Origin of the sequence: Dyadobacter sp. CY312 (assembly GCF_021390535.1) — a bacterium.
In the GTDB taxonomy this organism is placed as follows: domain Bacteria; phylum Bacteroidota; class Bacteroidia; order Cytophagales; family Spirosomataceae; genus Dyadobacter.
Map to the genome: position 1 here is coordinate 293,198 of NZ_JAJUXG010000007.1, position 13,986 is coordinate 307,183.

Sequence of the window (13,986 nt, forward strand, 5' to 3'; positions counted from 1 at the left end):
AACCGCTTTCAGTTTGTGCTGTAATTAGTTGTTAGTCGTCGTTTTCAACGTCACCTCAACATTTCCGCGTGTTGCATTAGAATATGGGCATACCGTGTTAGCCTTCGCAACAAGTTCCTCTGCAACGGACTGTTCCACCTCAGGGATGTTAACTTCCAATGTAATAACTAATCCAAAACCTTCTGATTCATTTTTGCCGATCCCTACCTGCGCGGTAACGCTCGTAGTTCCGGTTTTTATTTTTGCTCCTCTGATAACCAGAGCTAGTGCACTGTCGAAACAGGCTGCATAGCCTGCCGCAAACAACTGTTCCGGATTGGTATATGCGCCTCCCGAACCTCCCAGTTCTTTTGGAGTTCTTACTTCAAGGTCCAATACGTTATCTGAAGATATTACTTTGCCATTTCTGCCGCCGGTTGCGGTTGCAGAGGCTGTATACAATGCGTTAATCATGATTTTAATTATAAATTGTTGATTTTCAATTGGTAAATTAGTTGCTGCGTACAAGCTCAATCTGGTTTAACTTGTCCAACATCCCGGTTGCGAGTGAACGCATTTGTTCCAGTTCCTGATAAGAGAGTTCAAGGCTACATTTTATTTCTTCTGGTATACGGGAAGCATTTTCCTTTAACGCTTCTCCTGTTTCCGTCAGAGAAATAATAACAACGCGCTCATCTTCTTTCAACCGCTTGCGTGTGAGTAGCAGCCGGTCTTCCATCTTTTTCAGCAGAGGGGATAGCGTACCCGAGTCCAGCATCAGTTTTTGTCCAAGTTCTTTTACGGACAGCCCGTTTTCTTCCCAAAGCACAAGCATGACCAGGTACTGCGGATAAGTAAGTCCAATCTTGTCCAATAATGGTAAATAGTGGCCGGTGATTTTCCTTGATAAAGCATATAAAGGAAAACACAGTTGGTTCGATAGTTTTAGTAGCTCCATATCATTTATTAATTGTGTAAAATTAAATTGTATAAAATTTAATTACAAATTTTTGCATAAAAAAGAGCTGTATCTTTCGGATACAGCTCTTTCGGTATTGAATCAGGTTTCTGATTATTCTTCAGAAGAACCAATTTTAAGAATTGCCTTGTCGATTTGGTAACGTCCTGTACCATCTTCGCCGATTACATCGAAAAGCTCAACAGCACGACGTGCATTATCTTCTTCTTCAATTTGCTCGTTTACAAACCACTGGATGAAATTTTCAGTGCCGTAATCTTCTTCTCTGCGGCTTTGTGTTACAATTCTGTTGATGGCTTGTGTAACACTGATTTCGCTTTGCAATGCAGTTTCAAAAACACTTCTGAAAGAAGCAAATTCTTGTTTTACCGCAGGTACTTCCGGAGAAACCGCAGTTCCGCCAACAGTCATGATGTAATTGAATATTTTAAGCATGTGTGCACGCTCTTCGTCAGACTGCTTCATGAAGTAAGCAGCGCTGTTTTTGTAACCGTTACGATCACACCACGATGCCATGGCCAAATATTTAGCAGATGCTTCTGCTTCCATTTTAACCTGGTTGTTCAAAAGTATTTCTATTTCTTCCTTTAAGGATGTCCGTTGTCTAAGTAGGTCTCTCATGATAATATTTATTTGTGCTTCGTATTTATAAGCACAAATATGAGAGGAAAGTTCATGATTCCAATCTTCCTTAGAAAATTTGGAATTGGTCTAAAATGAAGGGAATGAGCTATTTAGACTAATTCTGATTCCTGATAGAGTAATTCGTGAAGAAGGGAATTAAGTTCGATTGCGAAGTGTGTTCCATTTACAAGCTCTCTGAGTTGGATTAGCTCGCAAAGTGTCAGTTTTTGGTAAATATTCAGCTGAGGAGCCTCAATGAACTCGTAATCAGAATCATCAGACAAATCGAAGATTTTGCTTTGTATGTCTATTTTATTGATGAACCTACGGAAATTAAGAAAATCCTGAATACGGAAAGAAGCTTCCATATCCCCAAAATTCATTACAATTCTTGCGCTTTTGTCACACTGAAAACTGAAACCCTTAGAGGTACTAAACAATTCATTAGAGATACTCACTGCAATCCGGTGTTTGTAATGTGGAAATTGTACCACAAAGATAGTTTCAAAGTTGATTGAACGCAAGTTTATTTAAAAGCATTCTAATTATATTTAGGTTTGAGGGGATTGTTTGCGAGACTCTACATGTTTGCACTTATCACGACGGTCCTGAAATAGCCCTTCAGACAGTACTGATTCTTTTCACTGTCTTTGGTTTCAATAATTTGAAAATTGATTTTACCAAACAGACTATCACCAACAACATATTGGAGTTTGTCTAGCAATAATTCCTGATGGATAATTTTCAAAACAGACTTCTCCTCTGTTCCAGCGGATATGTCAGAGTACGAATAGGGCTCAACGCGAAAAGCATTTTTACAATATTCTACATTATAGCCTCTTCCTCCAAAATAGGAATGTTGTCCGATATCAATTGTAACAAATTCAGAATTATGGAGTTGGGCTTTACATTCATATTGACTATAGGAATACTCGCAGTTGATTCCATTATCATCAAGAGCTTTTTCAGCGTACTCAAGTAAATTACTCGTACGCTTTACATTAATCTGATTGGATAAAAACGGCAATTCTTCTTTATCCATTTGGAGTATCCCAAAGCTTTTAGAAATGTTATTATCAATATTGGCATCCGACCAATGGACATCCTTGTCTTTTTGACAACTCAGCGTCATGCTTAGAGCACAGATGTACAGAAATATCCTCATAAAAAGCCGTTGTATTTTATATTTAAATATAAAATTAAATTATACATAATTCACATAAAAACAAAAAGCACGCAATTTAACATTGCGTGCTTTGCGTAAATCTTAGCGCCTTTGCGTGAAACTTTTTTATCTACTTCTCCGTCGCCTTAGCCCAGTTATCACGTAACGTTACCGTACGGTTGAACACCGGTTTCTCAGCAGTGCTATCCGTGTCGGTAGCAAAATATCCTTTACGCAAAAACTGGAAAGAATCTCCCGGTTGCGTATCGGCAAGTGCAGGTTCTGCATAGCCGGTTATGATGCTGAGTGATTCAGGATTGATGTAATCCTTGAAGTCACCTTCTTCGGTAGATACATTTTCTACTGAGAAAAGTCTGTCATAAAGGCGAATTTCTACCGGAACAGCATGAATTGCTGATACCCAATGCAGGGTTCCTTTCACATTAATGCCCGTCGTATCTTGTCCGCTTTTGCTGTTTTCAATGTATGAACAAAGCACCTCTGTAATTTCACCGTTTTCATCTTTCACCAAATCGTCGCACTGAATGATGTATGCACCTTTTAGTCGTACCATTTTTCCAGGAGCAAGTCTGAAGTACTTTTTGGAAGGTACTTCCATGAAATCTTCTTTTTCGATATAAATCTCACGACTGAAAGGTATTTCGCGTACACCTGCTTCAATATCTTCCGGGTTATTTTCAGAATGACACATTTCTGTAACACCTTCCGGGAAATTGGTAATGGTAACTTTCAGAGGATCCAGGACGGCCATGCGACGAAGCGCCTTTTTGTTCAAATCTTCGCGTACGCAGAATTCAAGCAAACCAACATCTACCATGTTTTCACGGCGAGCCACACCTATGCGGTCGCAAAAATCACGTATACTGGCTGCCGTAAAACCTCTTCTGCGCATACCGCTAATGGTAGGCATTCGCGGATCGTCCCAGCCATTCACATGTTTGTCCTGAACCAGTTGTAGTAATTTCCTTTTGCTGGTTACGGTATAATTTACATTTCTTCTCGCGAATTCGTACTGATGCGATGGATATATTTCCAGATTAGCAATCAACCAGTCGTACAATTCCCTGTGCGGGGCAAATTCCAATGTACAAATGGAGTGCGTTACATTTTCAATGGAATCGCTTTGTCCGTGTGCAAAATCGTACATCGGGTAAATGCACCATTTGTTGCCAGTCCGGTGGTGATGTGCGTGTTTGATGCGGTACAAAATAGGATCACGCATCAGCATGTTGATGTGAGCCATGTCTATTTTGGCACGAAGCGTGCGGCTTCCGTCAGGGAAATCGCCATTTTTCATATGCTCAAAAAGTGCAAGATTCTCTTCCACACTGCGGCTGCGGTATGGGCTGTCTTTTCCTGGTTCGGTAGGAGTACCTTTTAATGTTGCAATTTCCTCAGAAGTGGAATCATCTACATACGCCAGTCCCGCTTTGATGAACTTTAAAGCAAACTCATAAAGTGTATCGAAGTAATCAGAAGCATATAGCTCGTTTTCCCACTCAAAACCCATCCAGCGAATGTCGTTTTTAATGCTTTCTACATACTCTGTATCTTCTGTTACCGGATTTGTGTCATCAAATCGCAGGTTGGTATATCCCGGAAATTTTTTAGTCAGACCAAAGTTGAGGCAAATACTGGACGCATGTCCTATATGCAAATAGCCATTTGGCTCAGGAGGAAAACGTGTTACAATCTGCGTGTATTTACCTGATTGTAAGTCGGCCTCAATAATTTCTTCAATAAAATTCAGGTTTTTATCTTCTTTTTTTTCTTCAGTGATCATACTAGGCTGACAATTTTTCGATTGACAAAGTTAATGTTCTTCACGTCATCCCGGAAATATTTTATTTCCTTCATTTCAATTGTTGGAAAAAATCAACTGAAACGCAGTTCATTATTAATGTCGCCAGCATGGAGTTTTGTAATATTTAATCCTATTCCGCTACTTTTGCAACATGCGTTATTTCATTCAACTTAGTTATAAAGGAACTGCCTACAACGGCTGGCAAAAGCAAAACAACTCGCTCGGTGTGCAGCAGGTGATAGAGGAGGCGATGAGCAAGGTGTTGAGACAGCCGGTTGACATTACAGGAAGCAGCCGCACAGATACCGGCGTTCATGCGGAAGAGCAGTTCGCACATTTTGATTTTGATGAAATTACGGATACTGCAAAGCTTGTATACCAGATCAACGGACTAATTCCCAGAGATGTAGCTGTGCAAAATATCTACGCTGTTCCGGAGGAAACCAATTCTCGTTTTGCTGCCACGCACAGGCGTTATGAGTATCGCATCAGCCAAAATAAAAACCCGTTTTTGCACAATTTGGCCTATGTTTCAAGAGGCGAACTGAACGTTGAAAAAATGAACCAGGCCGCAGCTTTGCTTTTGAAATATATTGATTTTGAGAGTTTTAGTAAGATTCACACGCAGGTCAACAATTTTAGATGTACCATCACGGAGGCAGTTTGGGAGCAAAAGGGAGATTTGCTGGTATTCAGCGTTCAGTCAAACCGATTTTTACGAGGAATGGTACGGGCATTGGTTGGTACCATGCTTGAAGTTGGAAAAGGGAAGAGAACAATCGAGAGTTTTGAGGAAGTAATCATAGCCCGGGACAGAAAAAAAGCCGGTGCACAGGCACCGGCTGAGGGACTATTTTTGGTTGAAGTAGGCTATCCAAAAGAACTTTTGCCTGCTTCCTGATTATTTACCCGGAGTAATTACAATGTTTCTGTACTCAACGGGACCATGGTCTCCTTGAATAAGCAACGGGCCTGGCTCTCCTTCGTTACTGTCGATGGCTCCGCCTGTGATGCCTGGTATTTCCTGATTTGTAATTACAGGTTTTCCATTCGCTACCAACGTGATCATTCTGCCTACAAGGGTAATATCAAGCGTATTCCATTCACCCGCTTCCTTTGCAACCATTTCGCTTGGTTTGATAAAACCATATACAGCGCCCATCTGATCCAGTTCAGGCTCCATTCCTTTGCTGTCAGTCACCTGCACTTCATAACGTCCGCGTAAATACACGCCGCTGTTACTTCCTTTTGGTATACGGAATTCTATATGAAGTTTAAAATCATCATATTTTGTATCTGTCACCAGGTTTGAGCCTGACTTAGGACTCTCAAGAACACCATCCTTAACAATCCATTGATTTGGACCTTCTGCATGCCACCCCGTAAGATCTTTTCCGTTGAAAAGAGTAACAGGTTTTCCCCATGCTGGAGCTATGGTACGTTTGAGAGATGGCGCACGCACACCTTTCCAATTGTAGGTTTTTCCCTCGCTTGTAGTTAAGGTTCCTGTTAATTTGTCGCCATTTACCGTGCCTTCCACTTTCATATTCTCAGTCCCTTTTTCCCATTGAGGAGGAATGGCAAAAGTGAATTTTCCTTCGTTGAAGTATACCCGTGATATTGGACGGGCGCTTCCTGAAATTCCGGTAAACTGGCCAATTAGCATGCTGTTCCCTGAGTGTCTAACTTCTAGCCAGGATGGCGAAGCCTTGCCGTCAACGTCTATGGTAAGATCCCATCTTCCTTCAATTGGTGGAGCGGCCAGGATGCTCTTTTCAACACCGGCTTGCATTATTGCGGGCGAAGTAGTTAAAACTAATGCGGAAAGAAGGAACTGAGCAGATTTTCTCAGAACTGTGCGGTTAAGTTTGTGATTCATAGGTTTGGTTTAAATCGTTTAAGGCCGTCAATTTACCCAAAAAATAAGATTTGAAACGCAGGTTTTTCAATCCATTTTTGCAATAAATATTTTTAACGGTTTTTATACTCTGGTAATTTATTCAGTAAGCTTTCAACCTGAGAGTCTCCGAAGCCGTATATGCCTTCACGGAGGCTAAATTCTTTGAAAATTGTCTTAAAATCATGGTCAGGATTTTCTTTAAGAATTTGCCTTAGAGTGTTTTCCGGACGTCCTGATTGATGGTCATCAGAATGCCTTTCCAAATGTGCCTGAACAACTTCACCTAAAAATGGAAAATGAGCCGACGCATTCGTTGCCAACTCAGTCATTCGTAGCCGATCATTATTTTTAAAAGCGATCCACAGTTTGGAGAGTAAGTCAATATCTTCTTCACCAAGCAGCGTGCGATCTTGATATGCTTTGGCTAATGCATTCCGATCCAATGCACCAAATCCACGCCAGTCCGGGCGGTTATCTGTCAAAGGTGGTCTTATTAGATTAACTTTCAGGTCATCTCTTGAATTTAGCAGTGAGATACAAAACCATAAGTTCACCTGGCAAAAAAGGTCATCTTCAAACCATAAATTCACCTCCGAACCGGCAGGAATGGCAATGATTTCATCGAATTCAGTAACAACATCGGTAAAATACGTTTGTTGCTCTTCTCCGTATTCATTAGCAATAAAGGAAGCTCGTGTCTTCCAAAAGTCCGGCAACGTATCACCTGAAACAGGACCATCGACCAGACATTCGCGTGCAACTATTATTACACCGGAAAGGATATTCTCGGGAAGCAGGTCAAGAAGCGCGTCGCCGTTTAGGATTTGAAATGTCATATGTGAAAAGCATTATATTTTATTGAATCTTGTCTATTGTAAACTCATCATTAACCAACCGATGTATCCCCAAAGGATTTGCGTTTTGAAGCTCTTGTGGCAGTAGCGCATCAGGCCAATCCTGAAACGATTGTGGTCGAACGAAACGCAATATCGAATCCCGACCGACAGAGGTAAACTGTGCTATGCTGGCCGATGGAAACGGTCCGCCATGATGCATGGACGCGCAGACTTCAACGCCGGTAGGTACACCATTCATGATGAACCTACCTGAGATTTTGGCTAATTGTTTCACGATTTCAGGATAATTCCTGGCTTCCTTTTCAGTAGCCATTAGTGAGGCAGTAAGTTGTCCCTTTAAATGACTGATCACTTCCAGCAGTTCCTCGGAATCATTACAAACCACCAGCAAAGAAAATGGACCAAATATCTCCTCGTGCAATTTCGGATTGGCTATGAACGCCTGTCCGGTTACACGAAGTATTGTAGCTTCTGATTGATTTTTGAGGTCAGATGAAATTTTAGAAACGGCCAGCTCTGTCACATTTTCCTGTGTTTGAGCTTCTTCTTTTAGTTTGTAAAACGCCTTGCAAATTCCCGCGGTAAGCATCGTTGCCGGGGCTACCGCTTCAACCTCCGATTTATATTCATTTTCAAAAGTATCCAGACCATCTGAGTTTGTCACAAAAACAAGTCCGGGATTGGTACAAAATTGGCCAGCTCCTAATGTAACGGAGGCCGCAAGTGTTTTCCCCAGCTGAACCGCATTGTCTTTGAGATATTCTGGTAATACTACAATCGGATTCACACTGCCCATTTCTGCATAAACCGGAATAGGTTCTTCTCGTTCCTGCGCCATGCGGTACAGAGCCATCCCACCTTTATAAGATCCGGTGAAACCGACCGCTTTGCTTGCCGGGTGTTTGGTTAATGCGGCGCCTACTTCAAAGCCGTCATCGTACAACATTGAAAAAACGCCGTCCGGCATGCCGGTTCTTTTTGCCGCTTTAATAATGGCCTGCGCTGTAAGGTCACTCACACCGGGATGCGCTGCATGTGCCTTTACAATGACGGGATTTCCGGCGGCCAGAGCAGGGCCGGTATCAACGCCGGCAACAGAATATGCAAAAGGAAAGTTGCTGGATCCAAAGACTATGACCGGTCCAATGGGAACGAGCATTTTTCTGAGATCCGGTTTTGGAGCCGGTGATCGGTCGGGTAGGGCAGTGTCAATACGGGCATCAATCCAGGCACCTTCACGGATCAGATCTGCAAACTGTGTAAGTTGTATAATTGTTCTCGCCCGCTCATTCTTTAAACGTGGTAATGGTAAGCCGGTTTCCAGATGTGCTCTTTCCAACAATTCCTCTCCGCAGGCCATGATTTCTTCCGTGATGGCGATGAGGAAATCGGCACGTTTGGATGCAGGAACGGCTGCGTATTGGTCAAATGCTTTTTCCGCCAGTTTCATAGCACGATCCGTTTCGTCCGGGGTTGCGCAATGAAAAGTTTCTGGCAGGTATTCATCCTGAGCCGGAACGTAAGAACGGAAGGTTTTTTGCCCCTCAGACGATAACGTGTATCCTATATAATTTCTTCCTTGTATGTTCATAACAATTGAATTTTTTAGTTAAAATCTAAAAACAAAAAAAGTGCCATTCCCGAAAGACTGGCACAATCTGTGTCAAATGATTACGAAAACTTGTATCTAAACAAGACGGGCGATGATATCATCTACTGATATGCCTTCGGCTTCTGCTTTAAAGTTTCTGATAATACGGTGTCTGAGTACTGGCAATGCGATTGCTTTTACATCCTCTACATCGGGAGAATATTTGCCAGAAAGCAAGGCATTACATTTAGCAGCAAGAATCAGCGCCTGTGATGCACGTGGTCCGGCGCCCCATTCCAGATAATCGTTGGTGTCTTTCACTGCCAGTCCGGATGCGGGACGTGTTTTGTGAACCAGCTTTACAGCGTATTCAATCACATGGTCCGTAACGGGTACACGGCGTACAAGATGCTGAAAATCCATGATCTCTTCCGCGGTGATTACTTCTTTTACCTGATGCTTCACATCATTGGTTGTATTTTTTACAATGCTGACTTCTTCGGCATATGACGGATAATCCAGCTGGATCATAAACATAAACCTGTCAAGCTGAGCTTCCGGAAGCGGATAGGTTCCTTCCTGCTCAATCGGGTTTTGTGTAGCAAGTACAAAAAATGGTCGGTCCAGGTTATGTTTAGCACCTGCGATGGTTACTGAATATTCCTGCATTGCTTCCAGGAGCGCAGATTGCGTCTTTGGAGGCGTCCGGTTGATCTCATCTGCCAGAATGATATTGGCAAAAATAGGTCCTTTAATGAATTTAAAGTTTCTGTTTTGATCCAGCGTTTCAGAACCCAGAATGTCCGATGGCATTAAGTCGGGTGTGAACTGTATCCTATTGAATTTGAGATCGAGCGATGAAGCAATAGTTTGAATAAGCAGTGTTTTGGCTAATCCCGGCACACCCACCAGAAGGCAATGTCCCTGACAAAAGATTGCAGTCAGCAATTTCTTAACAACATCATCCTGTCCTACGATCACTTTGCCTATTTCACTACGGATTTTTTCATAAGCTATTTTCATAGCTTCAGCAGCTTCAACGTCCGATGAGTACTTCACAATGTATATGATTAGTTTTCCTTAAATGGCATTCGTATCAGGTCACCGGCTTCACTTTTCTGCTTGCCAGGTCTCGTCTCCAGTGTCCAGCCCTAGTATTTTGCAATCTTTGTATTCCGGTTCCACGCTGATGTAAACATCACCCTGCGCCTTTTTGAACCATTCTTCCAAAGCATTATTTCGTTTGTTACTCAATACAATCTGCGCAATTTTCTCATAGTCATCGCGCAGGTTGGCAGTATGCGGTTCCGATTTGCTTTTATACCAGAGAATACGCATCGCACTTGATCCATCCTCCATACGGTAAGATACTGGCTTGCTTACGTCTCCTACTTTCATGGTGTCGATGGCGAAATAAAGAGCTGGATCCATAGAGGCATCCAAAGTTAAAAGGCCAAGTCCTGTGTTACGGTCCTGTAAAAGCCCGCCAGCTTCAGCAGTTTCCTTGTCTTCCGAATTATCACGCGCCGCCTGAGCAAACGTAAGTGTATCAGTGGTAATCAAAGTGCGCAGACTGTCCAGTACATTGAGTGCGTCTGTCATATCTGTTCCCTTATTATAGTCAGGTCTCAAAAGGATGTGGCGTGAATGGTATTCAGCTCCCCTCGTTTCGATGAGTTTGATAAGGTGAAAACCATATTGTGACTCCACAATGTCAGACATCTCTCCTGGCTTCAAAGCAAGTGCAGCGCCTTCAAATTCAGGAAGCATCGCGCCGCGTTTAGCAAAGTTAAGGTCTCCGCCATTTTTCGCAGAACCAAGGTCTTCTGAGTAAATCTGAGCAAGCATTGCAAAGTCTTCACCTTTTTCCGCACGGCTTTTCAGATCGCGTAATTGCTGGATCAACTTGTCTTTCTGCTCCTTGGTAACTTCTCCTTTACGAACAATGTGGCCTATTTCCACTTCCGCAGGAATGTAAGGTAAGCTGTCTTTTGGGATGGAGTTGAAAAACTTACGAACCTCATTGGGGGTAATTTTTACGTCACCGGAAATTGTACGCTGCATTTTTTCAACGATCTTCTGGTCCTTAACCTGTCCGCGTAATTCCGTTTTCAGGTTTTCAATGCTTTTTCCGTAAGCTTCAACAATGTTCTTTTCGGAACCAAAACGTTGAATCATAAAACCCATCTTTCCGTCAAGCTCATTATCAACTTCTTTCTCTTCCACTGTCACAGAGTCAATTTCAGCTTTGGCAAGAAGCATTTTATTAATAATCAAAGATTCCAGCAACTGGCATTTCTCAGGTGCTTTCTGACCCTGCGCTTTGTAGCTCGCATACATTTCTTCAAGCTCTGAGCTCAGAATGTAGTGGTTGTCAACCCTGGCAATGATTTTGTCGATCGTAACACCTTTTTGTCCTTGTCCGTAGCTCAGCAGGCTCGAACCCAACGATAAAATTGCGAACAGACTGATCGCAACTAATTTATTTATATTCATATTGATTATTAAGTTCTTCTCTTTTTAGCAGGGTTTTGTATTCCGAAAGCCTGTCGTTTGTTTTAAAATGCTAAAATACGTTTTAACGCTTGATTTTTTCTAATTCTTGTTCATTCACTTTCACCGGATATTTTTGATGAAGGTTTGAAAGCCACTGTTTTTCGAGTTCTTTCTGGTACGCATTAATCACACTTCCTCTTGCCTCCATAAAGGTTTTCAGTCTGGCAGGCTCAATGGCGTCGATCTGTATCCAGGTAGCTTTGCCATTTTCAGTTACGATCTGCTCGCCGGTCTGCCACTTTACTTTATTTAGTAACGGATTTTCTTTGGTGAAATAACCATCACGAATAATAACGTTATCGGTTGATTCTGAATTATAAACCTTCTCCACATCTTTGCGCGAGTTACTATAAAACTGAAATGCAATCCTTCGGTTACGTGCAGGTTCCATGGATTGTCTGAAAGAGCCGTAATCCTTTTCGATAATTCTTACAATCGAAATGTTTTTTGAATTAAGGTATTTCACAACATTTTTAATTCTGCTTGCCGATACGGACTCGGGTTCCGAGGCTGCATGGTATCCTGCGACTTCCACGAGGTAGTCCGGGTTTTTCTGCATGATGGCGAAAAGGTCAAACAGTTCCTCCGTTTGTGACTTGCTCAGGTCATTCACACCTTCTGCAAACAGTAGCTCACTTCCTTTTCTTTCCAATTTGTACGGACTCTGAGACAAGGTCTTCCTGATTGTGTTAATAGTCTGCGTGTCGGGAGCTGAAATGAGGCTCGCTTTAACCCGTTCCGGCAAGGGAAACATGGTTTTGTTTTTTTCATAAAACCTCACCTGGCCCACAGAATCAGCAAGGGATTTTTGCCATACATTTTCTTCCATCATTTGCGATAGCAATACACCTTCCTTTATCTCCTCAATTACACTTTTAAATTCAGGGCTGGTTTCTTCCAGGTTGGCTTTTTCATAATCCGACAATTTGGCTGTTACATAATCATCATAATGCTTTTTGAAAACCACCGCAAAAGAAGAACCTTTTGGTTTCGGTTTCTGCTGACGTTTTACGTCGTTCAAAAATTCCAGTGCATAGTACTGTTTTTGCCCGATTGTGAAAAGGCGGAGGGTGGACCAATCTCCGGAAACTGCTTTTGCGTAATCCCATTTTCCATTCAGAATCGAACTGTCAGCTAAGGCAGCAACCTGTTTCCAGGCTTCGGGAAACTCTTCTAGTTTAATTTTTTTTCTTAAACGCAACGCATTTGCCTGTTCCAACACCTTTCCACGCGAATCTGTAACTACTTTCTGGCGTAAGGATGTCGCCATGTTTGCGTAACTTTCAATACCACGTTTTTCAACGAGTTTCACAATGTGCCAACCGTACATGGTAAATACGGGCTTCGAAAAACTACCCGGCTTGCTCAGTCCAAAAGCTGCCTCTTCAATTTCAGGTACCATTTGTCCCGTACCGAACATCGGCAATAGTCCCTGGTTTTTCTTCGATTGCATGTCATTCGAATAGGCTTCTACAATGGCGTTCCAGTCTGCACCATTTTGCAGTTTGTCGTATGCTTCAAATATGGCTGTTTTGGACAACTCATTTTGAACAGGTGTTGCTGTTGAATCCTGGCGTATCATAATATGTGCTACGCGAACCATGCCTCTGTTGTTACGTTTGTCTGTAACTTTAATCAGGTGGTAGCCAGTCTTGCTCCTTACCGGCTGTGATATTTTGCCGGGAGCAAGTGAGTAAGCTGCGTTCTCAATAGGATAAATTGTTTGAAAGGCCGTGAAATAACCTAAGTCTCCTTTGTTTTGAACCGCTGACGGATCCTTTGAAAACCTGGAAGCCATATCGCCGAAATCAGATCCTTCTTCCAGTCTTCCGCGAAGCGCAATAGCAGCCCTGTAAGCTTCAAGTGTGTCAGCGGGGGAGGCGTCTTCTGCCACCGCAATAAGTATGTGTGAGGCTCTTACTTCCTGCTTTAATCTGCTGTAAGCCTCATTTGCAAGTTTTTCTACCAGAGCTTTATCCACGAGGAAATTTTTTGCAAGTTGTTCCTTATAGGATCCGATCTCCTCCTTGAATGCTGATGTAGTGTCTCTTCCTTCGTTCTTCGCCTGCAGTACTTTGATTTTAAGATCAGTATATAAATTCAGATACTCTTCGGCAGTGAGTGTTTTTACTGAATCAGCCGCTTTGTTTTTTTCGTAAGAGTCTAAAAAGTCGGAAGGAGAAAATTTTTCCGAACCAATTTCAACAAGAGCACCAGACTCTGCCGGTATGATCTGCTGTACGGGTGCGGGTTTGCGGCATGAAGTAAAAAAGAATGTGGTAAGAAGGCAAAATATAAAAAGGGGTTTTAACATATTCATCCGGAATTCGTAACTATTAAAACTAAAAATGTAACTAGAAAACTGTTTTCACCGGTTTTCTATTATGAAAAAGATAACAAAGTTATGCCCTTTCCCTTCAGTATAAAAATTTAACAGCAAAGCGCCTCAGTCGGTGGTGCTTTCGGTTGGGAATAAAGTCAGGCGATATCTCCCCAGTTACCAATACGCA

The 13,986-nt window shown here is 42.3% G+C and carries 13 protein-coding genes; 1 reads left to right on the forward strand and 12 read right to left on the reverse strand.

All coding sequences use genetic code 11. From position 1 onward, the window contains the following. Positions 1-24: 24 nt before the first annotated feature. From LZG71_RS10920 to LZG71_RS10945, 6 genes are all read right to left on the reverse strand, one after another. Positions 25-453 (reverse strand): organic hydroperoxide resistance protein, encoded by a 429-nt coding sequence (locus tag LZG71_RS10920; protein WP_233820330.1) that lies wholly within the window; start codon positions 451-453, stop codon positions 25-27. A gap of 37 nt (positions 454-490) precedes the next feature. Continuing rightward, complete coding sequence (locus tag LZG71_RS10925) at positions 491-937, reverse strand: MarR family winged helix-turn-helix transcriptional regulator (protein ID WP_233820331.1); 447 nt, start codon at positions 935-937, stop codon at positions 491-493. Between the two features lie 114 nt (positions 938-1,051). Further along, positions 1,052-1,579, reverse strand: a complete 528-nt coding sequence (locus LZG71_RS10930) for a ferritin (protein ID WP_233820332.1) — start codon at positions 1,577-1,579, stop codon at positions 1,052-1,054. 113 nt (positions 1,580-1,692) lie between these two features. Beyond that, entirely contained in the window at positions 1,693-1,950 is a 258-nt protein-coding gene (locus LZG71_RS10935) for a hypothetical protein (protein ID WP_233820333.1), read from the reverse strand. Positions 1,951-2,162: 212 nt separating this feature from the next. After that, the gene (locus LZG71_RS10940) at positions 2,163-2,747 is read right to left on the reverse strand and encodes a hypothetical protein (protein ID WP_233820334.1); all 585 of its coding nucleotides are present in this window, start codon (positions 2,745-2,747) and stop codon (positions 2,163-2,165) included. A 130-nt stretch (positions 2,748-2,877) separates the two neighbouring features. Then, positions 2,878-4,551 carry a glutamine--tRNA ligase/YqeY domain fusion protein gene (locus LZG71_RS10945; RefSeq protein ID WP_233820335.1) on the reverse strand — a complete coding sequence of 558 codons (1,674 nt, stop codon included), beginning with the start codon at positions 4,549-4,551 and terminating at the stop codon, positions 2,878-2,880. 172 nt (positions 4,552-4,723) lie between these two features. Here LZG71_RS10945 and truA point away from each other — a divergent pair, with 172 nt between their 5' ends. Further along, positions 4,724-5,473, forward strand: a complete 750-nt coding sequence (truA, locus tag LZG71_RS10950) for a tRNA pseudouridine(38-40) synthase TruA (RefSeq protein WP_233820336.1) — start codon at positions 4,724-4,726, stop codon at positions 5,471-5,473. On the opposite strand, the gene LZG71_RS10955 is transcribed toward truA, so the two are convergent. From LZG71_RS10955 to LZG71_RS10980, 6 genes are all read right to left on the reverse strand, one after another. Beyond that, entirely contained in the window at positions 5,474-6,451 is a 978-nt protein-coding gene (locus LZG71_RS10955) for a DUF1080 domain-containing protein (protein ID WP_233820337.1), read from the reverse strand. A gap of 92 nt (positions 6,452-6,543) precedes the next feature. After that, positions 6,544-7,308, reverse strand: a complete 765-nt coding sequence (locus LZG71_RS10960) for a DUF1835 domain-containing protein (RefSeq protein ID WP_233820338.1) — start codon at positions 7,306-7,308, stop codon at positions 6,544-6,546. A 19-nt stretch (positions 7,309-7,327) separates the two neighbouring features. After that, positions 7,328-8,920 carry an aldehyde dehydrogenase (NADP(+)) gene (locus LZG71_RS10965; RefSeq protein ID WP_233820339.1) on the reverse strand — a complete coding sequence of 531 codons (1,593 nt, stop codon included), beginning with the start codon at positions 8,918-8,920 and terminating at the stop codon, positions 7,328-7,330. A 96-nt stretch (positions 8,921-9,016) separates the two neighbouring features. Then, positions 9,017-9,979: a MoxR family ATPase gene (locus LZG71_RS10970; RefSeq protein WP_233820340.1), complete on the reverse strand. Its 963-nt coding sequence runs from the start codon at positions 9,977-9,979 to the stop codon at positions 9,017-9,019. 51 nt (positions 9,980-10,030) lie between these two features. After that, on the reverse strand, positions 10,031-11,416 hold the full coding sequence (locus LZG71_RS10975) for a peptidylprolyl isomerase (protein ID WP_233820341.1): 1,386 nt from the start codon (positions 11,414-11,416) through the stop codon (positions 10,031-10,033). 82 nt (positions 11,417-11,498) lie between these two features. Continuing rightward, positions 11,499-13,790, reverse strand: a complete 2,292-nt coding sequence (locus LZG71_RS10980; RefSeq protein ID WP_233820342.1) for a peptidylprolyl isomerase — start codon at positions 13,788-13,790, stop codon at positions 11,499-11,501. Between the last annotated feature and the right edge of the window lie 196 nt (positions 13,791-13,986).